At 71.2% G+C, this 23,886-nt stretch carries 25 protein-coding genes; 15 read left to right on the top strand and 10 right to left on the bottom strand.

The window, feature by feature from the left end; all coding sequences use genetic code 11:
- Positions 1-67: 67 nt before the first annotated feature.
- Complete coding sequence (locus H4Q84_RS04255; protein WP_248582166.1) at positions 68-1,147, bottom strand: polyprenyl synthetase family protein; 1,080 nt, start codon at positions 1,145-1,147, stop codon at positions 68-70.
- Positions 1,148-1,210: 63 nt separating this feature from the next.
- On the opposite strand from H4Q84_RS04255, the gene metF reads away from it, so the two are divergent.
- Positions 1,211-2,101 carry a methylenetetrahydrofolate reductase [NAD(P)H] gene (gene metF, locus H4Q84_RS04250; RefSeq protein ID WP_248582165.1) on the top strand — a complete coding sequence of 297 codons (891 nt, stop codon included), beginning with the start codon at positions 1,211-1,213 and terminating at the stop codon, positions 2,099-2,101.
- Positions 2,102-2,123: 22 nt separating this feature from the next.
- Positions 2,124-2,729, top strand: a complete 606-nt coding sequence (locus H4Q84_RS04245) for an SIMPL domain-containing protein (RefSeq protein ID WP_248582164.1) — start codon at positions 2,124-2,126, stop codon at positions 2,727-2,729.
- Positions 2,730-2,731: 2 nt separating this feature from the next.
- Here H4Q84_RS04245 and H4Q84_RS04240 read toward each other — a convergent pair whose 3' ends face one another.
- The 6 genes from H4Q84_RS04240 to H4Q84_RS04215 are packed head-to-tail and all read right to left on the bottom strand — an operon-like array spanning position 2,732 to position 7,058.
- Positions 2,732-4,048 carry an FAD-dependent oxidoreductase gene (locus tag H4Q84_RS04240; RefSeq protein ID WP_248582163.1) on the bottom strand — a complete coding sequence of 439 codons (1,317 nt, stop codon included), beginning with the start codon at positions 4,046-4,048 and terminating at the stop codon, positions 2,732-2,734.
- A gap of 10 nt (positions 4,049-4,058) precedes the next feature.
- Positions 4,059-4,643 (bottom strand): DUF4126 domain-containing protein, encoded by a 585-nt coding sequence (locus H4Q84_RS04235; RefSeq protein WP_248582162.1) that lies wholly within the window; start codon positions 4,641-4,643, stop codon positions 4,059-4,061.
- Positions 4,644-4,665: 22 nt separating this feature from the next.
- Positions 4,666-5,604, bottom strand: coding sequence for a hypothetical protein (locus H4Q84_RS04230; protein ID WP_248582161.1), 939 nt, complete (start codon positions 5,602-5,604; stop codon positions 4,666-4,668).
- Positions 5,604-6,149, bottom strand: a complete 546-nt coding sequence (locus tag H4Q84_RS04225; protein WP_248582160.1) for a SigE family RNA polymerase sigma factor — start codon at positions 6,147-6,149, stop codon at positions 5,604-5,606. The genes H4Q84_RS04230 and H4Q84_RS04225 overlap by 1 nt, the downstream gene beginning before the upstream one ends.
- A gap of 40 nt (positions 6,150-6,189) precedes the next feature.
- Complete coding sequence (locus H4Q84_RS04220; protein WP_248582159.1) at positions 6,190-6,573, bottom strand: ArsC/Spx/MgsR family protein; 384 nt, start codon at positions 6,571-6,573, stop codon at positions 6,190-6,192.
- An 11-nt stretch (positions 6,574-6,584) separates the two neighbouring features.
- Positions 6,585-7,058, bottom strand: a complete 474-nt coding sequence (locus H4Q84_RS04215; RefSeq protein ID WP_248582158.1) for a YbaK/EbsC family protein — start codon at positions 7,056-7,058, stop codon at positions 6,585-6,587.
- A gap of 92 nt (positions 7,059-7,150) precedes the next feature.
- Between H4Q84_RS04215 and H4Q84_RS04210 the strand changes: the two genes are divergently transcribed.
- From H4Q84_RS04210 to H4Q84_RS04170, 9 genes are all read left to right on the top strand, one after another.
- Positions 7,151-7,663, top strand: a complete 513-nt coding sequence (locus tag H4Q84_RS04210) for a hypothetical protein (RefSeq protein ID WP_248582157.1) — start codon at positions 7,151-7,153, stop codon at positions 7,661-7,663.
- A gap of 153 nt (positions 7,664-7,816) precedes the next feature.
- Positions 7,817-8,194 carry a DUF6504 family protein gene (locus tag H4Q84_RS04205; RefSeq protein WP_248582156.1) on the top strand — a complete coding sequence of 126 codons (378 nt, stop codon included), beginning with the start codon at positions 7,817-7,819 and terminating at the stop codon, positions 8,192-8,194.
- Positions 8,194-8,649 carry an SAV_6107 family HEPN domain-containing protein gene (locus tag H4Q84_RS04200; RefSeq protein WP_248582155.1) on the top strand — a complete coding sequence of 152 codons (456 nt, stop codon included), beginning with the start codon at positions 8,194-8,196 and terminating at the stop codon, positions 8,647-8,649. The genes H4Q84_RS04205 and H4Q84_RS04200 overlap by 1 nt, the downstream gene beginning before the upstream one ends.
- Positions 8,650-8,676: 27 nt before the next feature.
- On the top strand, positions 8,677-9,258 hold the full coding sequence (locus tag H4Q84_RS04195) for a hypothetical protein (RefSeq protein WP_248582154.1): 582 nt from the start codon (positions 8,677-8,679) through the stop codon (positions 9,256-9,258).
- Positions 9,144-9,755 carry an endonuclease gene (locus H4Q84_RS04190; RefSeq protein WP_349238419.1) on the top strand — a complete coding sequence of 204 codons (612 nt, stop codon included), beginning with the start codon at positions 9,144-9,146 and terminating at the stop codon, positions 9,753-9,755. The genes H4Q84_RS04195 and H4Q84_RS04190 overlap by 115 nt, the downstream gene beginning before the upstream one ends.
- 76 nt (positions 9,756-9,831) lie before the next feature.
- Complete coding sequence (locus H4Q84_RS04185) at positions 9,832-13,701, top strand: DNA polymerase III subunit alpha (protein ID WP_248582153.1); 3,870 nt, start codon at positions 9,832-9,834, stop codon at positions 13,699-13,701.
- Positions 13,702-13,723: 22 nt separating this feature from the next.
- The gene (locus H4Q84_RS04180; RefSeq protein ID WP_248582152.1) at positions 13,724-14,458 is read left to right on the top strand and encodes a methyltransferase; all 735 of its coding nucleotides are present in this window, start codon (positions 13,724-13,726) and stop codon (positions 14,456-14,458) included.
- A gap of 30 nt (positions 14,459-14,488) precedes the next feature.
- Positions 14,489-15,661 (top strand): DNA polymerase IV, encoded by a 1,173-nt coding sequence (gene dinB, locus H4Q84_RS04175; RefSeq protein ID WP_248582151.1) that lies wholly within the window; start codon positions 14,489-14,491, stop codon positions 15,659-15,661.
- Between the two features lie 127 nt (positions 15,662-15,788).
- Positions 15,789-16,211: a DUF3040 domain-containing protein gene (locus H4Q84_RS04170; protein WP_248582150.1), complete on the top strand. Its 423-nt coding sequence runs from the start codon at positions 15,789-15,791 to the stop codon at positions 16,209-16,211.
- Positions 16,212-16,373: 162 nt separating this feature from the next.
- Here H4Q84_RS04170 and H4Q84_RS04165 read toward each other — a convergent pair whose 3' ends face one another.
- Genes H4Q84_RS04165 through H4Q84_RS04155 form a run of 3 tightly spaced genes read right to left on the bottom strand, consistent with a single transcriptional unit; the run spans position 16,374 to position 21,029 of the window.
- Positions 16,374-18,746 (bottom strand): DUF3488 and transglutaminase-like domain-containing protein, encoded by a 2,373-nt coding sequence (locus tag H4Q84_RS04165; protein ID WP_248582149.1) that lies wholly within the window; start codon positions 18,744-18,746, stop codon positions 16,374-16,376.
- A complete protein-coding gene (locus H4Q84_RS04160; protein WP_248582148.1) occupies positions 18,743-20,026 on the bottom strand; it encodes a DUF58 domain-containing protein in 1,284 nt (427 codons plus the stop codon). Before H4Q84_RS04160 ends, H4Q84_RS04165 begins: the two co-directional genes overlap by 4 nt.
- Positions 20,019-21,029, bottom strand: coding sequence for a MoxR family ATPase (locus H4Q84_RS04155; protein ID WP_248582147.1), 1,011 nt, complete (start codon positions 21,027-21,029; stop codon positions 20,019-20,021). The genes H4Q84_RS04160 and H4Q84_RS04155 overlap by 8 nt, the downstream gene beginning before the upstream one ends.
- A 473-nt stretch (positions 21,030-21,502) precedes the next feature.
- On the opposite strand from H4Q84_RS04155, the gene mraZ reads away from it, so the two are divergent.
- The 4 genes from mraZ to H4Q84_RS04135 all read left to right on the top strand — a co-directional run bounded on the left by mraZ (position 21,503) and on the right by H4Q84_RS04135 (position 23,850).
- Positions 21,503-21,931 (top strand): division/cell wall cluster transcriptional repressor MraZ, encoded by a 429-nt coding sequence (gene mraZ / locus H4Q84_RS04150; protein WP_248582146.1) that lies wholly within the window; start codon positions 21,503-21,505, stop codon positions 21,929-21,931.
- Positions 21,932-22,120: 189 nt separating this feature from the next.
- Complete coding sequence (locus H4Q84_RS04145) at positions 22,121-22,270, top strand: hypothetical protein (protein ID WP_248582145.1); 150 nt, start codon at positions 22,121-22,123, stop codon at positions 22,268-22,270.
- Positions 22,271-22,277: 7 nt separating this feature from the next.
- Positions 22,278-23,276 carry a 16S rRNA (cytosine(1402)-N(4))-methyltransferase RsmH gene (rsmH, locus tag H4Q84_RS04140; RefSeq protein ID WP_248582144.1) on the top strand — a complete coding sequence of 333 codons (999 nt, stop codon included), beginning with the start codon at positions 22,278-22,280 and terminating at the stop codon, positions 23,274-23,276.
- 1 nt (position 23,277) lies between these two features.
- Complete coding sequence (locus H4Q84_RS04135) at positions 23,278-23,850, top strand: hypothetical protein (RefSeq protein ID WP_248582143.1); 573 nt, start codon at positions 23,278-23,280, stop codon at positions 23,848-23,850.
- Positions 23,851-23,886: the final 36 nt, after the last annotated feature.

Here is a 23,886-nt window from a genome sequence, read left to right as displayed (position 1 = left end):
GGTGTCGTTGTCTGGACATGAAGACACCGGCCGAGGCCGGCTTGTGACAGAACTGGTCGATATCGGCTCAGACGACGCGCTGGGTGGCGGCCGCGGCCAGCTCCCGGAGTACGCCGCGGGCGACCTCGTCGATCACCGCACCGTCGAGCGTGGTCAGCGCTCGGTCGGCGAGCGCCCCGATGACCTCCTCGACCTGCGCATGCGCACCCGAGGTGTCGATCACCTCGCGCAGCCGGTCGACGTCGCCGGTGGAGAGCGCGGTGCCGAGCGACGCGTCGAGCAGGGCGGCGTCATCGCGGCCCGCTGCGTCGAGCGCCAGTGCGACGAGCACTGTGCGTTTGCCCTCGACCAGGTCGTCGCCGGCGGGCTTGCCGGTGACCTGGGGGTCGCCGAAGACACCGAGCAGGTCGTCGCGCAGCTGGAATGCCTCGCCGAGCGGCAGCCCGAACCCGCCCAGCACGGCCATGGTCGCGTCGTCCGCCCCGGCCAGCGCGGCACCGATGTGGAGGGGCCGCTGGATGGAGTACTTCGCCGACTTGAACCGCAGCACGGTCATCGCGGTGTCTACATCGGCCCGCCCGCGAGCCTGCACCGACACGTCGAGGAACTGGCCGGCGATCACCTCGCTGCGACACAGGTCGAACAGGTGCAGCGCGCGGGTCACGTCCTCGGCGGGGAGTCCGCAACGGCGCAGCATCTCGTCGGACCAGGCCAGGAGCAGGTCGCCGAGCAGGATCGCCGCGGACGCGCCGTACTGCTCGGGGTTGCCGCGCCATCCGGCCGCGCGGTGCTCGGCCTCGAAGGTGCGGTGCGTGGCGGGTCGTCCACGCCGGGTGTCGCTCGCGTCCATGTAGTCGTCGTGCACGAGCGCGCTCGCGTGCAGCAGCTCGAGGGCGGCGCAGGCGCGGACGAGCGCGGCCTCGTCGACCGGCTCCCGCACGGCACGGTAGCCCCAATTGCAGAAGGCCGCCCGGAAGCGCTTGCCGCCGCTGACGATCGCGCGGGCCTCGGTCAACAGGCGTGCGGCGTCCGCTCCGAGAGGCTCGAGTCGTTCGGTCTGGTCGTCGAGGAACGCGTCCAGAGCGCCCTGCACGGAGGATCGGAAGCCTTCGGCGTCCCAACCGGAAGAGGGGGACGGGGCACTCACCCGGCTGAGACTAGCCAGTGGACGATGCCAGGTCGGGGGCCGCCCCCTGCCTAGGATTGCGTCATGAGCAACAACCGGTCCCGCAGCATCGGCGACCTCGTGCGCGAGGGCGGGCGGTCGTTCTCGTTCGAGTTCTTCCCGCCGAAGGACGACGAGGGTGAGCAGATCCTGTGGCGCTCGATCAGCGAGCTCGAGCCGCTCGGTCCGACGTTCGTCTCCGTGACGTACGGCGCCGGGGGAAGCACCCGTGAGCGCACCGTGGCGATCACCGAGCGCATCGCGCGCGAGACCTCGATGCTCCCGATGGCGCACCTGACCTGCGTCGGCCACACCACCGACGAGATCGCCGGGATCCTCGCCGAGCTCGAGAGCGCCGGCGTACGCAATGTGCTGGCGCTGCGCGGCGACCCGCCCGATGGGCCCGGCACCCCGTGGGTGCCGACCGACGGCGGGCTCACCTACGCCGCCGACCTGGTCGCCTTCATCAAGGAGACCGCACACCTGACGGTGGGCGTCGCAGCCTTCCCGGAGGGTCACCGCGACGCCGAGAGCCTCGACGCCGACGCGCAGGCACTCAAGGCGAAGTACGACGCGGGCGCGGAGTTCGCCGTCACCGAGATGGTGCTGCGGGCCAGCGACTACGTCGGCCTGGTCGAGCGCGCTGCGGCCCTGGGTGTGGCCTTCCCGATCATCCCCGGCGTGATGCCGATCCTGAACCTCGCCTCAATGAAGCGCATGGTGCACATGTCGGGTCGCGAGATGCCCGCCGAGACACTCGCGCGCATCATGCCGCTCGCCGACGACCCCGCTGCGCTGCGCACGGAGGGCATCACCATCGCCACCGAGCTCTGCGACGCGCTGCTCGACGCCGGCGCTCCGGGCCTGCACTTCTACACGCTGAACCGGTCGAAGGCGACGCGCGAGATCTTCGCCGCCCTCCGCATCCCCGTCTGAGAGGCGCGCTAACGTCGGCTGCATGCGCACCGTCACCGTCACGGGCCAGGGCTCGACCCGGGTCGCCCCCGACTCCGCGGTGGTCCGCGTTGCCGCCGTCCAGCGCGCGACCGGGGTGGCCGAGGCCTTCGCCGCGGTGTCCGCCTCGGTGGCCCGCATCGGCGAGATCGCCCGCACCCACACCGAGTCCCGTCACATCGCCTCGCAGGGCATCAACGTCTGGACCTGGCACGACAACCAGGGCGAGGCACGGGGCTTCGAGGCCAGGCATGGGCTGGCGATCGGCTGCCCCGACCTCACCGCCGCCGGTGCCCTGCTGGCCGAGCTCACAGCGCAGATCGGCGATGCCCTCCAGCTCGACGGCGTCTCGCTGGAGGTGTCCGACCCGGTGGCCGCGCAGGGCCGGGCCCGGGAGGCGGCGTACGTCGATGCCCGTGAGCGCGCCGAGCACCTCGCCGCCCTCAGCGACGCCACATTGGGCGTCGTACAGCAGATCGTGGAAGGCGGGGGAGCGCAGCCGATGGAGTCCGGGGGCTTCGCCCGGGCCGCCGCCATGGACCTGGCGAAGATCGAGCCGGGCGAGACCCAGATCGGCGCCGGGGTGACGGTGACGTTTGAGCTGCTCTGAGCTCAGGTCGCCGGGCCGATCGCCTGCGCGACCAGAGCCGCCGAGAGGCCGACGTACGGCAACCCTGAGCCTGGTGTGGCATGGGCGCCCGCGGCGTACACGCCGGCGACCGGCGTGGTCGGGCCCAGCCGCTTCGTCACCGTCGACCGGCCCTGCCACAGGACGCCGAGCGGCGAGCCGCCCCAGTCGTCGACGAGGTCACGCGGACTCAGGTCGAGGCGGGTGACGAGCCGCTGGCGTACGTCGATCCCGCGGCGCGCGAGCGCGACCAGCACGTCCTCCGCCAGCCGGCCGCGGCCGAGCACGGTCCATGCCTGCATCCCGTCGGGAGCGGTGCCGCCGGACCGCACCACCAGCACCGGCTCCTTGACCGGGTCGTTGCCGTGCAGCACGACCTCACCTGGGAGGTCCGGAGCGTCGCCGTTGAGGCCGACGTGTGCGATGACGGGCGGGATGGCGGGCATCGTCGCTCGCACGTACGGCGCCAGCGCGGGCAGCCGCCGAGGATCGATTGCGCACACCACGGCATCGGCGTCGAGCTGGCCGGCAGCTGTGGTCACCGCGACGGCCCGGTCCTCGCGGAGCACGAGGTCGAGGGCCTGCGTGGACGTCAGCACCTCCACGCCGCGGGTCTTGAGACGAGAGGCAAGCGCGACGCCCAGCGCGGCCATCCCGCCCGGCACCCGCCACGCGCCAAACTTCTGCTCGAGGTAGGTGACGACGCCGGCCCAGGCTGGCACGTTGCGCAGGTCGTGGCCGTCGGTGAGGAACGGGTGCCCGGCCACCAGGCGCAGGCGTTCGTCGGAGAAGGACTTCCGCAGCCGTTTGTGCAGCACCTCGCGACTGGAGAGGAGCGTCGACAGCTCCTTCGGTGCCACCGCGGGGTCCCACGGGCGCTCGAGGTAGTCGCGCCGCAGCACCTCCCAGTCGTCGCCGAGCCGGTCGACGTACGCCGTCCACTCCTTGCCGAGTCCGGCCTCGAGCCCGTCGAACGCCGCGGTCTGGGCAGCCCGGGAGCCACTCGGCAGCGCCAGCGTCGAGCCGTCGGCGAACCGGTGCTCGCGGATCGGGTCGACCGGCCCGAGCTCGAGCTCGCGCTCAAGGGGCCGACCGGTCTTGCGGAACAGGTCGCGGATCACCGCCGGGATCAGGGTCGTGTTCGGGCCGGCGTCCCACGAGAAGCCGTCCTGCGTGCGGGTGCCCAGCGCGCCGCCGAGAGTCGCCGACTGCTCGACCAGGGTGACCTGGTGGCCGATCTTGGCCAGCCGGGCCGCCGAGGCCAGGCCGCCGAAGCCGCCGCCGATCACCACGATGCGCATGGCGGTCACCCTAGGCGGGCGCGGGGTCTCGCTTCTTCCACCGCCGCCACCCACGTCGTACGGCGCGGCCGATGACCACCAGCAGTACCAACCCGGCCAGCAGCAGCACGCCAGCGATCGCCGCCGCGGCCTGCGGGTTGTCGATGGCGAACGCGATGACTCCGAAGACCGCGACGTCCTCGGCGAGGCTCGCGCCGATGTTGGACACGGGTTCGGGAGAGGCGTTGATGGCCAGCCGTCCGCCGGCCTTCACCAGGTGCGAGAGCAGGGCGGTGCCGCCGCCGACCGTGCCGGCGACCGCCTGGTCGAGCGAGGTGGCGTCACCCGCGAGGAGCACGCCGATCACGGCGCCGACCGTGGGCCGGATCGCAGTGGAGATGACGTCCCACGTCGAGTCGACGTACGGGATCTTGTCGGCGACGAACTCCATCGCGTAGAGGAAGCTTGCCGCGGCCAGCACGTCCCAGCGGTGCAGGACGTCCGGGATCTGGCTCACGTCGTGCAGCCGGTCGGAGACACCGAGCACCAGCACCACGAGGTAGGCGTTGATGCCGCTCGCCCAACCGCTCGAGAACACCAGAGGAAGTGAGTCCACGCCCACAGTCTAGGAACGCTGGTCACTCGACGATCGGATCTCGGTCCACGTCGCAGCTGACATCCCCCATCGCCTTGGTCGGCATCGTCCACTGGGAGCAGCCGTTCGCACCGCGTGGTGGCGTGGGCATCACCAGCGCCGGGTCGAGGCCGACGGTCGCGAGGTCGCCGGTGGGTACGACGAGTCGCTCGCGGGCAGTCGCGAGGTCGGGGGCCTGCACAGCCTCGCTGGTGTAGGTCACGAACGTCTCGGACTTGATGACCTTGACGTCGCTGGAGAACCACAGCCGGGCGGGATCGATGGTGTCGAGCTCGTCGTCGGTCACGCCCATGAAGTCGGCGCTCCAGGCCTGCAGGCCGGCGCTGCCGCGCATGGGCCTCATGGCACTCAGGGTGGTGATCACGACGTCGCCGTCGGGGGTGCGGGTGACCGAGCACTCGAGGTAGTAGCCGGCGTCGAGACCGTCGCTGCAGAAGGCGTCGGGGTCACCCTCGGCCTCGCCGCGGGAGTGGCTGAGGTTGATCGAGAGCCGGTGCTCCGAGTCGGTGCCGTAGCCAGTGAAGAGGCCGCTGGCCTTGTCCCAGTAACGCTCCGGCAACTCCTGGCTCTGCGAGTCGAACGCCACGAACCTCGCCGGCCCGAGGTCGGGCACCGAGGTGCTGAAGACCGACCGCGCATGGTCGTCGATGATCCGCGGCATCTGTGCCGCGTCGTACGTGTCGAGGGCCTGGCTGATCGCCGGGTCGATGACGCGCTCCTTGCTCGGCTCGTCGGAACGCAGCTGCGGCAGCGCGACCGCAGCGAGGGTCAGCACCGCGACACCGGCGAGGCCGGCAAGGCCGCGACGTCGGCGGACGACGGCGCGGCCGCGGCTGATCACGTCGGCGTCGGTGTGGTGGAAGGCGGGCTCGTCGGACGACACGTGGTCGCGGACCAGGGTGGCGAGGTCGTGCTCGGTCATCAGGACTCCTCGATCATGGACTGGGGCTTGTCTCGCTGACGCAGCGTCGGCAAGGCACTGGACGGGACAAGCCCTATTGAGGGCAGGTGGGTGCGGAGAGTCGCCAGCGCCTTGGCGGTCTGGCTCTTGACTGTGCCCTCGGTGATGGCGAGAGCGTGGGCGACGTCGGCCACCGAGAGGTCGTCGAGGAAGCGCAGCGCGATGATCGCCCGCTGCCGTGGCGCCAGCAGGTCGAGCGCCACTCCGACGTCGAGAGGCGACGCTTCGTCTGGCACGAGCGCCCGGTCGGGCAGGTCTTGGACGGGTACGTCGCGGCGCCTGCGCAGGTGGCTGAGGCACTCGTTGACGACGACCTTGCGGGCGAACGCGTCGGCCGAGAGCGAGCGCACCCGCGGCCACGCGGCGTACACCTTGACCATCGCCTGCTGGACGAGGTCCTCGGCGGTGTGCCAGTCGCGGACGATGAGGTACGCCGTCCGGCGCAGGGCCGCGCGCCGGGCGAGGTAGAACTCCGTGAAGTCCGCTTCGCGTTGGTCTCGACGCATCGAGGGTGTGCTCCTTGTCGACCGGTGGGTGTCACCCCTCCTACGCCGTGGCCGGGCCTCCGGGTTGCCCCGCCTCGTGAGAAATGATCTGCGCGAGCGTCTCGGCATCACGGGCGACGACGGTCGTGCCGTCGGCCGCAGTGATGATCGGCCGCTGGATGGCGATTGGGTGCGCGGCCAGCGCCACGAGCCAGGCGTCGCGGTGGGCCGGCTCGCGGGGCAGGTCGATGCCCGCGTCACGGGCCTCCTTGTCGCGGGCGATGTGCCAGGGCTCGACATCGAGGCGGGCCACGACGTCGGCGAGCTCGTCGACGGTCGGCACGTCGTCGAGGTAACGGCGCACGGTGTGCTCGACCCCGGCCTCGTCGAGCGCGGCCACGGCGGTGCGGCACTTGCTGCATGCGGGGTTGAGCCAGATCTCCATGGGCTGATCCTTCACTCGACGTCGATTTCGGTCGCGCCGGTCATCGAGACGAGCTCGGTGAACGTGGTCGAGAAGACCGCAGCCGGGTGGCCGGCGGCGGCCCACACGACGTCGTACCGGCGCAGCCAGGAGTCGATCCACGTCGGCACCGCTGCGGGATGGGCGATGGGGGAGACCCCGCCGATGACCTGGCCCGTGTGGGCGCGCACGAAATCGGCGCTCGCGCGCTTGAGTGGCGGGGCGCCGATCGCGGGCGCGACCTTGTGGGTGTCGACGCGGTGGGCGCCGGACGTGAGGATCAGGACCGGGGCGCCACCCGCGTCGAAGAGCAGGCTGTTGGCGATGGCGCCGACCTCGCAACCGAGTGCCTGGGCCGCGAGTGCGGCGGTGTGGACGCTGTCAGGGAGAATGACCACGTCGCCGGCACCGCCGCGACGTGCATGCTCGGCCCGGAAAGAGGTGATGGAGGAGTGTTCGCTAGCCATGCTGCGACCCTAGTCACTGGTTCCGACACTGGTTCCTGCAACCTGCCGGGCATCGCTGCCTGCTCCACCTTGTCGATCATTCGGGGGAATGCATGACCACCGCGCCCAACCAGCCAGCCGGCGAGCCGACCGGCGCGCCCGCGTCTGCGCGGCCGATGTCGGTGACCAACGCCGTCCGGGTGCTGCTCGCGCTGGTCGTCGTCACCGGGCTCGCCGCCCTGCTGGTCTGGCTGCGTCAGGACGAGGTCATCCGCACCTGGGCCGAGGGCAACATCGCCGCCCGCAAGCTGCTCCTCGAGGGCGGGGTACAGGCGGTCAAGGGCAGCCCCATCGCGCCATCGTTCGTGCCGCTCGCGATCGTGTTCTTCGCCGTCTTCGCGCTGCTGGTGCTGGTGCTCATCGCCTTCTTCGTCGAGGGCCACGAGTGGGCCCGGCTGTCGCTGGCGGCCACCGCCGTGTTCGGCATCCTCGCGGCCACCGTGGTCGTGCGGCTCGGTCTGCCGGCGCTCTTCGCGGTGCTCTCGATCGTCGCGATCCTGCTGTGCCTGCTGCTGCTCTTCCTGCTCTGGCACAAGGACACGAACCGGTATTTCCGCTCGTTCTGAAGCACTCGCTGCCAGACCATTGACGGACTGTCGGTGGGCCGGTGTACCTTGGCGTTGTTCGAACAACTGTTCGATGCAGCCTCGGTGGCGGTGACCTCGACCCCCACCGTCACCGGGGTTGGCCGGGGTCGACCACGCTGACAGGAGAGCCAGATGAGGCGGTACGACGACCCCGTTGAGGTCCGCAGGGGACGCATCGGTGGAGAGCCCGACACGGCCGAGGAGGGGCCCGAGCAGTTCCTGTGGCGCGGCCGGTTGTGGAAGGTCCGCTCGGTGGTGGCGCACTGGGTGGAGACCGCGCCCTGGTGGCAGTCAGCGGGGGTGCGCGCCGTGGTCGGCACCGACGACGGGCCCGGCATCGACGCTGGCGACACGGTCATCGACCGAGGTGCCGACGACCTGCTCATCGAGCGCGAGCTGTGGCGCGTGCATGCCGGCCGGGGCAGTGCCACCTCCGACGGCGGCGGCGTCTTCGACCTCTCCTTCGACTGGTCCGACGGCCGCTGGTCACTCGTCGGCTGTGTCGACTGATGTCGGCGAGCGACGTGAACCCCTACCTGCTCCCAGCCACCACTCACTCCTACCTCGCCCGCTCGGCCGAGTCGCTGCAGGAGTCGATCACCGCGGCCGACGTGCCGACTCGCTACGCCTGCGCCCACGTGGCAGCACTGCGGGCCACGGCCGCGCTGCTCGCGGCCCGCGCCCATCCGTCGCCCGGGCGACGGAGGCAGAAGAACGCCTGGGTGCTGCTGGCCGACGTCGCCCCCGAGCTGGCCGAGTGGGCGACCTTCTTCGCCGCCGGCGCGAGCAAGCGCGCGGCCGCCGAGGCCGGCTCCACCCGCGCGGTCACCGAGCGCGAGGCCGACGACCTGGTCCGTGACGCCGACCGGTTCCTCGGCATCATCGAGTCGGCGCTCGGCCTGGTGCCGCACGCGCCGCTCGAGAAGCGGCTGGTCGTCACCGGCGGACGCGCCGGAGTCGCCTGATCGGGCGCTAGTCTCTGCCCACCGGTCATGGGCTTCATCGGGGAGCCCCGGCCAGCTGTGCACCAACCTCTCGGGACGCACCGCGCGCGCACCGCGCCCGCGATCGCCACCCTTCTCGTCACGATGCTGGCGGCCCTGGCTGCCGTCGTACCCCTCACGCAGTCGGCGCAGGCCGTGCCGGCGCCGAGGTCGGCCACGGCCCTCACCGCTGCGGCACCGCTGAGCGTTGCCCAGGCGCGAGCCACGCAGAACGGCTCGGTCGCGACGGTTCCGGCTAGGCGCTGGCGCTGGCCGACAGTGCTGGGGGCGTACTTCTCCCACCCGGGCCTGACCGGTGCCAGCGCCTTCGCGTTCGCGTCGGGCACCGACCCGGGTGACCCGGGCGACCACGACGACTACTACGCAGCGGCACTGGGCAAGACCGGCCCGCAGCTGGAGTCTGCCCTGCACTCGATCATCTCCTCAGGCGTGACCAAGCTGTCCTACGACAGTGTCTGGAACGCCCTGAAGGCCACCGACCAGGACCCCGTCAACGCCAACAACATCAAGACCCTCTACAGCGGCAAGTCGATGCCCAAGTCGGCCAACGGTGGAGGTGTCGACGACTGAATCGCGAGCACGTCTGGGCCAAGTCGCACGGAGACTTCGGTACGGCGACCGGTCCGGGCACCAACATCCACTACCGACGGCCCGAGGACGTGACGGTCAACGGCGCGCGCGGCAACCTCGACTTCGACGCGGGCGGCACCCAGAACGCCGAGGCGCCCGGCAACTACGCCGACGGCGACTCCTGGGAGCCGCGCGACGCGGTCAAGGGTGTCGCGCGGATGATCTTCTACATCTCGGTGCGCTACGAGGGCGACGACGGCTTCGCCGACCTCGAGGTCGACGACCTGACCAGGCAACGGTTCAGCGCCCCACATCGGCAAGCTCTCGCTCATGCTCCAGTGGAGCCAGCAGGACCCGCCCGACGCGGGGGAGATGTGACGCAACGACATCATCTTCGGCACCTACCAGCACGACCGGAACCCGTTCATCGATCACCCCCAGTGGGCGGCCGCGATCTGGAGCTGAACGGCTTGCGACCTCCCTGTCGCGGGGGTTAGAGTGATGGAGTTATCGAACACCTGTTCGATCACTCCATCACGGTGCTGGGGTCGACACAGTCCGCGAGGCAGGCTCATGTCCGACCCGTTCGTCCATCTCCACGTGGCCTCCGGCTACTCCCTGCAGTACGGCGCCTCGCACCCGCACACGCTGGTCGAACGGGCCGCCGAGCAGGAGATGGACACCCTCGCGCTGACCGACCGAGACGGCACCTACGGCGCGGTGAAGTTCGCCAAGGCGTGCAGCCGGGCGGGCATCCGTCCGGTGCTGGGGGTCGACCTCGCCGTGCTGCCGGTCGCCGCCTCAGCTGGTCGAACGCAGTCGAGACCACTCCGTACTCCCGTGCGCGGCGGAGCGTTCCGCGACGAGGAGTCCCTGCCCCGGGTCACCCTGCTGGCTCAGGGCCGGGCCGGCTGGGCGGCGATCTGCCGGCTGGTCTCGGCCACCCACCTCACCGGTGAGCGGGGGCGTCCGGTGGCCGACCTCGACCTGCTCGCGCCGCACCTGGTGGGGGGCGGCGTGCTCGTCCTGCTCGGACCGGCCTCCGAGCTCGGGGCCGCGGTGACCCGGCACCGCGACGACGAGGCGCTGGCGATCCTCGACGCGTGGCGTGGTGCCCTGCCACCTGAGAATCTCGTGGTCGAGCTGGTCTCCCACCGACTGGCCGCCGGCACCCGGGCGACCTGGGGTCCCGGCACCACCCCGCACGCCGCCCGGATGGCCGGCCTGGCCCGCGCCGCCGGAGTGAGTGCCGTGCTGACCAACGCGGTGCGCTACGCCGACCGGCTCGACGCACCGACCATCGACGTCCTCGACGCGGCCCGCCGGCTGGTCCCGCTGGGCTCCGCCCAGTTTCGTCACCCCGGATCTGCTGATTTTCGGGGCAATGCCGAGGGCTTCCTCAAGTCCGGCAAGCAGATGCACGAGGTGGCCGACGAGATCTGCCGGCTCGCCGGCCTCGGCCCGCGCGACGCCCGGTCGCTGCTGGCCGCGACCCGCACGATCGGTGACCGCTGTGCCCTGGACCCGCGGGGCGACCTGGGCATCGGGGAGGTGCACTTCCCGGAGTTCGAGCTCTCCAGACCGGTGGTCACTGGCGCTTCAGCTGGCGGTGGCGTCCCGGGAACCCCCGACGGGAGGCGTCAGGGGGGTGCGGTAGACCGCCGCATCATCTCGACCCCCGGCGTCTCCGAGGCCGACGCGCTGCTGCGCGCCCGCTGCGAGGGCGGCATCGGCTGGCGCTACGGCGCCGCACCCCGCCAACGCATCTGGAAGCGGCTCGACGACGAGCTCGAGATCATCCGCGAGCTCGGCTACGCGTCGTACTTCCTCACCGTCGGTGACGTTACCGACCTGATCAAGAAGATGGGGGTGCGCAGCGCTGCCCGCGGGTCGGGCGCGGGCAGCCTGGTCAACTACCTGCTCGGCGTCTCCGGGGTCGACCCGATCCGTCACAACCTCCTGATGGAGCGGTTCCTCTCGCCGCTGCGGCAGTCGTTGCCCGACATCGACGTCGACGTCGAGTCTGCCCGGCGGCTGGAGGTCTACGAGGCGATCCTCGACCGCTACGGCGGCGAGCGGTGCGTGTGCGTCTCGATGATGGACACCTACCGCGTCCGGCACGCCGTCCGCGACGTCGGCGCCGCGCTGGGCATGCCGCCGGGCGAGATCGACGCGATCGCCAAGGCGTTCCCGCACATCCGGGCCCGGGACGCCCGGGTGGCGCTGCGCGAGCTGCCCGAGCTGCGGGCCAGCGGGCTGGGGGAGGAGCGACTCGACTTGATGTTCCGGCTGGTCGAGCGGCTCGACGGGCTGCCGCGCCACATCGCCGTACACCCCTGCGGGGTGTTGCTCTCCGACGCGACCCTGCTCGACCGCACGCCCGTCGAGGCCAGCTATGCGGGCTTCCCGATGAGCCAGTTCGACAAGGACGACGTCGAGGACCTCGGCCTGCTCAAGCTCGACGTGCTCGGCATCCGCATGCAGTCGGCGATGGCGCACGCGGTGGCCGAGATCGCCAGGGTCGATGGTGTCGACGTGGACCTGGACGACGAAGCGCAGGTGCCGTTCGACGACGACACAACCTTCGACATGATCAGCGCCGCCAAGACCCTGGGCGTCTTCCAGATCGAGTCGCCCGGTCAGCGCGAGCTGGTTGGCAAGTCCGGCATCGACTCCTTCGACGACATCATCACCGACATCTCGCTGTTCCGGCCGGGCCCGGTCAAGAGCGACATGATCACCCCCTACCTCGAGGTCAAGCAGGGCTGGAGGACCTCCTCCTACCTGCACGACGACCTGATCCCGATCCTGGCGCCCACCCACGGCGTGGTCGTCTTCCACGAGCAGGTCATCGAGATGATCGCCCAGTTCGCCGGGGTCGGTTATGCCGAGGCCGACGAGAAGCGCCGGGCCCTGGGCGACGTCGAGGGGATGGCCGAGACGCGGGCCTGGTTCATGCCGCGATCCCTGGGCCGGGGCTACTCCGAGGCGGTCACCGAGCAGATCTGGAAGGTGCTGGAGGCCTTCGCGTCGTTCGGCTTCTGCAAGGCCCACGCGGCGGCGTTCGCCCTCCCGACCTATCAGTCCGCCTGGCTCAAGGCGCACTGGCCGGCGCACTTCCTGTCCGGGGTGCTCACCCACGACCCGGGCATGTACCCCAAGCGCCTCATCCTCGACGACGCCCGCCACTTCGGCATCGGCGTGCACGGCCTCGACGTCAACGCCAGCGCCAAGGAGTACGTCGTCGAGCCGGCGGCCGAGGAGGTCGCCGGCTACGCCATCCGCCTCGCCCTCGCCGAGGTGAAGGGCATCAACGCGGGCGAGGTCGACCGCATCGTCGCGGCCCGGCCCTACCACTCGCTCACCGACTTCTGGCACCGCGCGGCGGTGTCCCGGCCGGTCGTGGAGCGGCTGGTGCTGACCGGCGGGTTCGACTCGATCTACCGCATCGGCGCCTCAGGCGACTCCGACGTACGCCGTCGCGGCCGGCTGACCCGCCGCGACCTGCTCCTTCAGGTGGCCGAGCTCGACCGCCATGCCCGCGCCCTCGACCGGGCCGCCCGGGCCGGTCGCGGTCGCGGGCTCGCCTCCGGACGCCGTCCGCTGCCGGCCACCCAGCGGGCCACCGACGCAGCGACCCGCAACAGCAGTGACCCGGTCACCCGAGACGCGGAACCAGTGATCCGGGGTGGCGTGTGGGGACAGGCCGCGGCCCAGTCCCGCGCCACGGCTGCCCCCCGCCCCGTCGACTCGGTGCAGCTCACCCTCGCCCTGGGCGACGAGCCCGCCGAGGGCGAGGTCACCGGGCTCCCCGAGCTGACCGGCGAGGAACGCATGAAGGCAGAGCTGGAGATCCTCGGGCTCGACGTCAGCAGGCACGTCATCGACGGCTACGCCGACTTCCTCGACGCCCTCGGGGTGACCCGCAGCCGCGACCTGCTCGCGCGCCGCAGCAAGGCCGAGCTGCTGGTGGCCGGGGTGAAGGTGGCCACCCAGACCCCGCCGATCCGCACCGGCCGTCGCGTCATCTTCCTGACCCTCGACGACGCCACCGGTCCGGTCGACGCGACGTTCTTCGAGGACGCGCAAGGTCCGTACGCCGCCACTGTGTTCGGGTCGTGGCTGCTCCTCGTCCGCGGCGAGCTGCGTCGTACCGGACGACGCGGGGTCTCGTTGCGGGCCACCGGTGCCTGGTCGTTGCCCGACCTGATGGCCAGGTGGCAGCAGGCACCGACCTCGGCCGACGGGCTGGCCGAGGTCCGGGAGGCGATGCGCACCGTGCCGGCCGGCTTCGGCGATCCGGCGGCCCCGGAGCAGCGGCGCGTGCTGGTCCACACCAGCGGCTTCCAGATGTCTCCCTACTCCGACATCAAGCCGGCAGGCGAGAACACCCGCGACGTGGCTCGAAAACTGTGGCACCGGTCGCCGGGGAGCCCGGGGTGATGCAGCCACTAGTGTTTCCGCCATGTCCGAAAGCGCCCGCCGAGGCACCGCCCGCACTGCTGTCGTGTGGGATGCCCTGCAGGAGGCACTCGACGCGCCGGGAGCCTTCTACGAGGAACGTGCGCGCATCGTCGACATCGGTGGCGGCACCGGCGGGTTCGCGGTCCGGCTGGCCCAGCTCGGCCACACCGTCACTGTGGTCGACCCGAGCCCCGACGCGCTGGCCGCGCTGGCACGGCGCGCCGCCGAGAGCGACGTCCTCGACCGCGTCACCGGTCTCCAGGGCGATGTCGACGGACTCCTCGACGTGGTCGAGGAAGCCGACGTGGTGCTGTGCCACGGCGTGCTCGAGGTCGTCGACGACCCCGCAGCCGCCCTCGCCACGATCCACCAGGTGCTCCGCCCCGGCGGCGTGCTCAGCCTGCTGGTCGCCCAGCGCCACGCGGCCGTGCTGGCCCGGGCGATGGCCGGCCACTTCCAGCAGGCCCTCGGCCTGCTCGACCGCTCGACCCCGGTCGCTGGTGGCCGTTCGGGCAGCCGCTTCACCCACGACGAGGCGGCCGACCTGCTGGCCGGTGCGGGCTTCACGGTCGACTCGGTGCACGGCGTACGCGTCTTCGCCGATCTCGTCCCCGGCTCCCTGCTCGACCTCGAGCCCGGTGCCACCGCGGCGCTGGTCGAGCTCGAGCGGGCCGTGTCGACCCGCCCCGAGTACCTCCCCCTCGCGACCCAGATCCACCTGCTGTCCCACCGCTGACACACGCCCTTACTCATCTTGGCGGCGGCCATGACCGGTACGCCGATCCTGCACGTCGACATGGATGCGTTCTACGCGTCGGTCGCCACCCGCGACCGCCCCGACCTCCAGGACGTCCCGGTGATCGTCGGCGGCGGCAGCCGGGGCGTGGTGCTCTCGGCCAACTACCTCGCCCGCCAGTACGCCGTCCGCTCGGCGCTGCCGATGACGCGGGCCCGCCGGCTCTGCCCGCAGGCGGTGGTGATCGCGCCCGACTTCGAGACCTTCGGGCAGGTCTCGGCGGCGATCATGGAGAACTTCCGGCGGATCACCCCACTGGTCGAGGTGCTCTCGCTCGACGAGGCGTTCCTCGACGTCTCCGGCGCGACCCGGCGGCTGGGCTCGCCGCCCGAGATCGCCGAGCGGCTGCGCGCGACCATTCACGACGAGCAGGCCATCACCTGCTCGGTGGGGGTGGCCGCGTCGGTGTCGGTGGCCAAGCTGGCCAGCCGCCGGGCCAAGCCCGACGGGGTGGTCGTGGTCCCGCCGCATGCCGTCACGTCGTTCCTGCACCCCCTCGACGTGGGTGAGCTATGGGGAGTGGGAGAGAAGACGCAGGCGATGCTGCACCGTCTCGGCCTGCGCACCGTCGGCGACGTCGCCCACACCCCGGTCCGCACGCTGCGCCGTGCGGTCGGCGACCATCTCGGCAGCCACCTGCACGACCTCGCCTGGGGCGTCGACCAGCGCGTCATCACGCCGCGGCGTGGTCCTGACGAGCCCGACCGGTCGATGGGCGCCGACGAGACCTTCTCCCGAGACACCGACGACCGCGAGGTGATCGGCCGCGAGCTGTTGCGGCTCTCGGCCCGGGTCACCCACCGCATGCGGGTGGCCGGCGTGGCCGGCCGCACCGTCACGATCAAGATCAGGTTCGCCGACTTCACCACCATCACCCGCTCGCGCACCCTGCCCGAGGCCACCGACGTGACCCAGGAGATCTACCGCACCGCGACCCGGCTGTACGACGCCTTGGGGTTGCAACGGGCCCGGCTGCGACTGGTGGGGGTGCGGGTCGAGGGTCTGATGCCGCGTGAGCAGGTGCACCGGCAGCTCGTCCTCGGCGAGAACGAGCACGGCTGGGCCGACGCCGACCGAGCGGTCGACCGGGCCACCCGGCGGTTCGGATCCGCCGCCGTACGCCCGGCCAGCCTGCTCGGGTGACCCCGTCACATGACCGATGACCAAGATTCGGCATCGATTTCTCCGAGCCGCCTACCGTCTTGGCGAGGCCCTGCCTAGACTTGCTGTAACGCGGGTTTCCGCGCATCGATATGGGTCAGGAGGAACCGTGCCCCTCTCCGAAGAGGAACTCCGCCTTCTGGAGCAGATGGAACGAGCCCTCGTCGAGGAGGACCCCAAGTTCGCGCACACCCTGCGCGGCACCGCATTCGCCCGTCGTTCACGTCGCCGTGCCGTGCTGGCCGGTGCCGTGTTCCTCGTCGGCATCGTCGTCCTGATGACCGGTGCCATCACCGAGAAGGCCTGGGTCGGCATCATCGGCTTCTTGGTCATGCTGGCCGCCGCAGCTGTCGCGCTCACCTCGTGGCAGGGCCGCGGCAACGAACCCGCCGCCCCTCGCGAGACCTCGCACAGTGGCTTCGGCGTGGTCGACGGTGGCCGCCGGCACAAGACCCGCACCGCATCGTCCGGCGGCTCCTTCATGGAGCGGATGGAAGAGCGCTGGCGACGCCGGCGTGAAACCGGCCTCTGAGCCCAGCGCCCGACGCCACGCCGTACCCGGCGACCATCAGCCGACGCGCCGTTCACCGGTGCCGATTGGGCAGAAACCGCACGTTTCCGGCCCTGGATGTTGCGGTTTGGGACCAAACCGCAGCCCCAGTCGGCCAGCAGACCAACCGGCCACGAGACCCGGTCAACCCACGTGGTCGGTCACGCCTCCACGGGTGACGACCTGCACCTCGGCCACATCGGAGGCCACGGCGCGGTCCCGCTTCAGCACCGACGTCGGCCACCAATGGGCCTGCTGCCGGGTCCGCGGCGTGACGCCCAGGCCGATGGCGGCGACACATTCCTCGACGTCAGCGCGTACGTCGGCCCCCTCGTCCACGCCCGTGCCGGAGCCGGGGCGGGCATAGCGCGACCGTTCGATGCGTACGACGAGCCGGTCGAGCGCCGCGACGGCGTCGGGGGCCAGCTCGGGACCACGCGCAGGTCGCTGCTGGTCGGCACCTGCCAAGGCACCGAAAAGGCCGGCGACGGCCAGCCCGGCCGCGCGGGGTGACCGGCCGGAGGGCCAGGCATGACCCAGGTCGACCACGCTGTCGCGCAGCTCCTGCCAGGCCGACTCGATGTCGCCGGCGTGCCAGCGGGCCTGGCGACGACGCTGCCGCACCAGTCGCGGCAGGAGCAGGACCCCGACCACCAACGCCAGCCCGGCCAGGATCGTCACGATGAGCCGCCACGGGATGGACCCGCCGGCGCTGCCCGTTTCGTCGCCGGCCACGGCGCTGGGGTCCTCGGTGGTGCGGTCGGGCACCGCTTCGTCGTTGGTGGCGCCGCTGCTGGGAGCCACGGTCGGCTGGGCGGGGGGCAGGTCGCCCTCGGTGTAGCCGGGGGCGTCGGGTGCGCGGTCGGCCGGCGTCGGCTCGAAGCGCACCCAGCCGGACCCGGCGAAGTACAGCTCCGGCCACGCGTGCAGGTCGTGCGACGAGAACTGCCAGCGGCCCGCACCCAGCGAGGCCGGCTCCAGGAAGCCGACCGCGACCCGCGACGGGATGCCCAGCGACCTCGCCATCAGCGCCATGGACGCGGCGAACTGCTCGCAGTAGCCCACCCGGCCGTCCTCGGCGAGGAAGTCCTCGAGCCCGCTGTTGTTGACGGCGTCGACGTTGTCGAGGCTGTAGGTGAACTCCGAGCGAAACCAGCTCTGCAGGGCCCGCGCCTTGCGGAACTGGGTGGGCTCGCCGGCAGTCACTTGCGAGGCTAGGTCGCGCACGATCGGCGGGAGATTGCTCGGCAACTCCAGGAACTCCAGCGAGACACCGGTGTTGCCGGGCGCCGCTCTGTCGAGCCTGGTCTCGTCGTACGTCAGGTCGACACCGGTCATCTCCCACCGCTGGCCGGCGGTTGTCAGGCCTTCGCTGCTCGCGATGAAGTCCATCGTCTTGCGGTCGAAGCGCCAGTCACCGGGGGCGTCGATCGACGTGACCGAGGAGGCCGTGGGCAGCCAGGTGGAGGCGAAGTTGTCGGTGGCCTGGAAAATGTACGACGACTCCTTGCGGCGTACGAAGTCGGAGACGCCCTGCAGCCGCGGCATCGCGCCGCGCGCCACCTGGGTCGTCGGGATGTCGCGGTTGCCCGGGGTCCACTGGCTTCCGTTGAACTTGGTCAGCACCGAGATGCGGGCGTAGTCGGGTCGCGGACCGGAGGTGGTCACCTGCATCAGGGGCACGTCCTCGCCGCGCACGAGGTCCTGCCGCAGGTCGACCATGGGGCTCTGGATGTTGACGTCGCCACCGGCACCGATGCCGGGTCCGTCGAAGAGGTCTAGCCCCACTGACGGCAGCGCCATCGGTACGACGATCGCCAGGGCGGTCGCGATACCACCCATGGCGAACGCGGTGCCGCGGACGGCGCCGGTGCGCACCCCGAACGCGGTCGGGTCGGCGTCCTCCTCGCGCGGGTTGAGCCCGCGTCCCCAGCGGGAGAGGTGCTCGTCGTGCTGCAGGAACAGCATCAGCAGGTAGCCGCCCGACATCAGCACGAAGAGCCACCACGAGACGCCACTCGCAGGGAGGCCGGCCGGCAGGCTGTAGAGCGCCAGCAGCGGCAGCCCCGCCAGTGCGACGCGTTGCCAGGACACCGCGACCAGGTCGACGAGCAGCATGCCGCCGACCCCACCCATGAGGAGCAGCGGCGTCACCGGCGGCACCCTGGCGGGCACCGGCGCGGCGTAGCGCGTCGAGGAGTCCATCGCGTCGCGTACGGCGGCGCCGAACTCGGCGAGGGTGTCGGGTCCGGGCAGCAGCGATCCGGTGACGACCTCGAGCACGAGCAGCGCGGCCACCACGACCTGCACGGCGAACACCGCCCACACCGGCCAGCGCAGCCAGCGGGTGAGGGTGCCGATGCCGGCGTTGACCACACCGACGAAGAACAGCGGCACGAGGAACCTGGCGGCATCCTCGGTCAGCCCTCGCCACGACACCACGGTGACGAGGACGGTCAGGGCACAGGCAGCCGACAGGGCGGCGCCCTGAGTGAGTCCGGTGCGGGAGCGAGTCATCGGATCGCCGCTTCGGGTGACCCTGAGCCGGCGGTGCGGCCGCGTCGACCGGAGCGACCGAGCTCCTGCCACGCGGCGTCGAGCCGTTCGCGCGGGCCGAGTGACACCGCGCGCCAGCCCTGTGCGACCAGGGCGGGGGCAGCGCTGCCGCTGGTGCTGCGCGGGAGGTGCGGGGCCCACGCGTCGACATCGAGAGCGATCGCCATGGAGGCGCTGCTGTGGTGCAGCAACCGGGAGAGAAACGGCTGGTCGGTCGGCGACACGGCGCCTAGTACGGCGACGACGAGGCCGCCACGACCCGACTCGGTCAGCCAGCCGGTGTCGAGCCGTGGCTGGTGCTCGTGCTGTACGACGGCGAGCGCCTCGAGCAGCGGGGCAGTGTTCACATCGGCGTCGCGGAAGTGCCAGGCAGTGCTGCGGTCCTCGCCCTGCGCCGTCACGAGCCGCACGCTGAAGCCGCGGTGCGTCAGGTGTACGGCGATCGAGGCAGCCGCCGAGACCGCGGTCTCGAGCGACGACGCGATGCCCTGGCCGCGGTGGGAGACGAGCCTGTTGTCGAGGAAGAGCGTCGCCCGCGACTGCCAGGGCTGCTCCTCGCGACGCACCATCAGCTCGCCGACGCGCGCCGAGCTGCGCCAGTGCACGCGGCGCAGGTCGTCGCCGCGGCGGTACTCGCGCACCGTGACGTCCTCGGCGCTGCCGATGGCGAACGCCCGCGGCCGGTTGTCGCCGGACCCGGTCCAGGCGCCACCGACGGGGATCTGGGGGAGTGGCACGGTGCGCGGGGTGACGGTGAGCGGCGCGCTGCTGTGGAAGGCGCGACCGAGCTCGACGAGGCCGAACGGGTCACTGACCCGCACCGTCATCGGGCCGATCTCGAAGTGGCCGCGTGCGTCGGAGCGGATCTGGTACGTCACGTGCCGCCGCCAGCCGTGGCCGATGCCCTCCAGCACGAACCGCGGCCTGGTGCCGAGCACGTAGGGCACCTGGTCCTCGAGGAGCAGGACGCCGGTCGGGGTGCGGCCCTCGTTGGTCAGGGTGAGCTGAACGCGCGCTGGCTGCCCGGCGGCGACCAGCTGCGGCGTCACCGTGCGCACCAGCGCCAGCCGGTAGCGCGAGCGCCCGATGAAGTACGCCGTCACGAGCGGCAGCGCGGCGGCCAGCACGCCGACCCGGGCCAGCGTCGGCTGACCCAGGAGCAGCGCGCAGACGATGGCCGTGACGCCGGCAGCGAGGAACGCCCGCCCGCGGACGGTCAGGCCGGCGAGCGCCTCACGCACGACCGGCCGCGGAAACCGGAGTGCCGGGGACGGGGACCGGAACGCGCTCGACGATGCCGTCGAGGATCGTGGTGCTGCTGCGTCCGCTCATGGCCGCCTCGACGTTGGGCAGCAGGCGGTGGGCCAGCACCGGCCCGGCCAGGGCGTGCACGTCGTCGGGCAGCACGTAGTCACGACCGGCCATCGCGGCTGCGGCCTTCGACGCCCGCACCAGGTGGAGGGTCGCGCGCGGTGAGGCGCCGAGCATCAGCTCGGTGCTGTGCCGGGTGGCCGTGGTGAGGTTGACGGCGTACCGCTGGACCGCCTCGGAGACGTGCACCTGGCCGACGATCTGGACCAGCTTGCGGATCTCGCTGGCGTCCGTGACCGGCTCGAGGTCGTCGAGCGGGTTACTCCGCGTGTGGGAGTTGAGCATCGCGATCTCGGCGGCCTCGACCGGGTAGCCGACCGACACGCGTGCCATGAAGCGGTCGCGCTGGGCCTCGGGGAGGGCGTAGGTGCCCTCCATCTCGATGGGGTTCTGGGTCGCTATCACCATGAACGGTGCCTCGAGGTAGTAGGTCGCGTTGTCGACGGTGACCTGACGCTCCTCCATGCACTCGAGGAGCGCCGACTGGGTCTTGGGGGAGGCCCGGTTGATCTCGTCGCCGACCACGATGTTGGCGAACACGCCACCGGGCCGGAACTCGAACTCACGGGTGTCCTGGTTGAACACCGAGACCCCGGTGACGTCCGACGGCAGCAGGTCGGGGGTGAACTGGATGCGGCGCACCGTGCAGTCGATGCTGCGCGCCAGCGCCTTGCTCAGCATGGTCTTGCCGACCCCGGGCACGTCCTCGATCAGGAGGTGCCCCTCGGCGAGCATCACGACCAGCGCGGCTGTGACCACGTCGGGCTTGCCCTCGATGACCTTCTCGATGTTGTGCCGCACCCGGCCGGTGACCCGGCTCAAGGTGTCGAGATCAGCCCCGTCTCCGGCCGGTCGGCCAGTCGCCTCCGTCACGCCACACCCTTCCCCGCACACGATGAGATCTGTTTCACAAAACACCCTAGGGCGTGCGGGCAAGATACGCGCCCGCAGCGATCCCCGTCGTGACCGGCGCATCACGATTTGGTTGCACCGCTCGATGGTGCCCGGGTAGTCCAGTCGGAACTTGTCGCCGCGGAGCCCCAGCAACGACGAGAAGTAACTGGACCACCCGACAGGTCCACCACTTTCCTCCACCGGCGGGCGAGCTCCTCCACCCGCGCTCCACTTCGGCGGTACGACGACCGGCCGGGGAGCCGATTCCACGCTCAACGAGCCATCAGTGGACCCGAACGCCGGGGAAAGCCGCCGGCCCGGGCGGCGTACGAACGCGCCCGAATCAAGGAGGAAAACACGGAAAGGATGGTTGACGGTGGAGTGATGTGGAGTAGAGTGGAGCGAAGTGGAGGAAAGGTCGATTTCTCCCGTCAGTAACGGGGAGGGTCCGGATGTTCTTCGGCACCTACACCCCGAAGCTCGACGAGAAGGGTCGGCTGTTCCTCCCGGCGAAGTTCAGGGAGCAGTTGGCGGAGGGACTCGTGGTGACCAGAGGGCAGGAACGCTGCTTGACGGTCTGGTCCATGGACGACTTCCAGAAGCTCTACGAACGACTGGCCGCGGCGCCGCTCACCGTCAAGGGCGCTCGTGACTACTCGCGCATGTTGTTCGCCGCCGCCTCCAACGAGGTGCCGGACAAGCAGGGCCGGATCTCCATCCCGTCGGTCTTGCGGGAGTACGCCTCGCTCAGCAAGGACGTGGTGGTCATCGGCTCGATGAACCGCATCGAGATCTGGGACCCGACGGCCTGGACGGCGTACTCAGAGGAGCAGGAGCAGAAGTTCTCGGACCTGTCCGACGAGGTCTTCCCCGGCATCTAGGGGCCAGCACGACAACAGAACAGACACCGCAGGGCGAGGTCTCGTGCCCGCTCTCCCGAGCCATCTGGGGTCACTTCCCCGGCACCAGACGGCACTTCCCATCGCGGGAGCGGGCAGGGACCAGGCCTTGCGGCGTCACATGCACCAAGGCAAGAAGTCAGCAGCACCAAAACAGTTGGGGTCGAGACCATGAGCAACACCTGGGCAGGTACGACGGACGCGCGGTCACCGCGCGTCCGCGACCAGGCCCGAGCCGTGGTCGCCCTGATGACCTTCTCGGCACTCGCGTCCGGGGCCCTTGCCATCGGACTCCTCCTGCTCACCACGCTGGGCAGGTAGGCCGAAGATGTCCGAGTCCCGCAACCGGCCCTCACACGTACCGGTGCTGCTGGACCGGGTGGTCGCGCTGCTGACCCCCGCCCTCGACCACCCCGACAGCGTGCTGGTCGACTGCACCCTCGGCCTCGGTGGCCACAGCGAGGCGGTGCTCGAGCGCTGCGGCCTGGCCCGGGTCATCGGCGTCGACCGCGACCAGCACGCACTGGCGATGGCCGGCGAGCGCCTCGCGCCGTACGGTGACCGCTTCACCGGCGTCCACGCTGTCTATGACGAGATCCCCGACGTGCTCGACGACCTCGGGTTGTCGTCGGTCGACGGCGTGCTGTTCGACCTCGGCGTCTCCTCGATGCAGCTCGACGTCCGTGAGCGCGGCTTCGCCTACGCCGAGGACGCCCCGCTCGACATGCGCATGGACGACTCCACCGGACCCACCGCCGCCGATGTGCTCAACACCTACCCGACCGGCGAGCTCGTCCGCATCCTCAAGGAGTACGGCGAGGAGCGCTTCGCCCGCAAGATCGCCCGCGCGGTCGTGCGCGAGCGCGAGAAGGAGCCGTTCACGATGTCGGCCCGCCTCGTCGAGCTCCTGTACGCCGAGATCCCGGCGCCCGCACGACGCACCGGCGGTCACCCGGCCAAGCGCACCTTCCAGGCCCTGCGCATGGAGGTCAACGACGAGCTGGCCGTGCTGCGCCGGGCCATCCCCGCCGCGATCGACGCCATCGGTGTCGGAGGCCGGGTCGTCGTGGAGTCCTACCACTCGCTCGAGGACCGGCTGGTCAAGCGCGCCTTCACCGAGGCCACCCGCCTCGACGTACCCGAGGACCTGCCGTTCGTGCCCGAGGGAGCCGAGCCCTCACTGCGGCTGGTCACCCGGGGCGCCGAGGTCGCGAGCGAGCACGAGATCGAGCAGAACCCGCGCGCCGCCTCGGTCCGGCTGCGCGCGGTCGAACGCACCCGCCCCCGCACCACACCCAGCAGCAAGCCGTCACGAGGAGTCGCCTGACATGAGCAGCCCGGCCGTCCAGCTCCGCTCCCGCGTCGCCCACATCGGCGAGGCCGCCGTCGAGCGCGCCCGCCTCAGCGTCGTACCCAGGGCTCGGGTGCGTGCTCCGCGCGTCCCGTTCGTGACCCTGGTCAGCCTGCTGCTGCTCGGTGGCGTGATCGGCCTGCTGATGTTCAACACCTCCATGCAGCAGGCGTCGTTCGCCGCGAGCAGTCTCGAGGAGAAGGCCTCCGTCATGGCCGCACGCCAGCAGACCCTGCGCCGCGAGCTCGACGAGCTGCGCAGCCCGCAGCGGATCGCCACGCAGGCCCAGAAGATGGGCATGGTCGTCCCGGCCGCGCCGGCCTTCTTGGCGCTCGACGGCACGGTGACCGGTACGCCGACGCCCGCGACGCCCGAGGACGCCCTCCAGCTGACGCGTCGGCCCGCTCCCAAGCCCGCGTCGCTCATCCCGCCGGTGAACACGGTGGAGGTGACGGCGCAGCCTACTGCCCAGGCCGACGCGAAGGCCCAGAAGAAGGCAGCCAAGAAGGCCGACCGCCAGCAGAGCCGGAAGAACAAGAACAACCGCTGACGCGACACGTTCTCCGGCGAGGCTCAGCCTCGGCCG

It is taken from the genome of Nocardioides sp. InS609-2 (genome assembly GCF_023208195.1).
Taxonomy (GTDB): domain Bacteria; phylum Actinomycetota; class Actinomycetes; order Propionibacteriales; family Nocardioidaceae; genus Nocardioides.
Note: the sequence above shows the minus strand (reverse complement) of the source record. Positions and strands in the feature narration are given on the sequence as shown.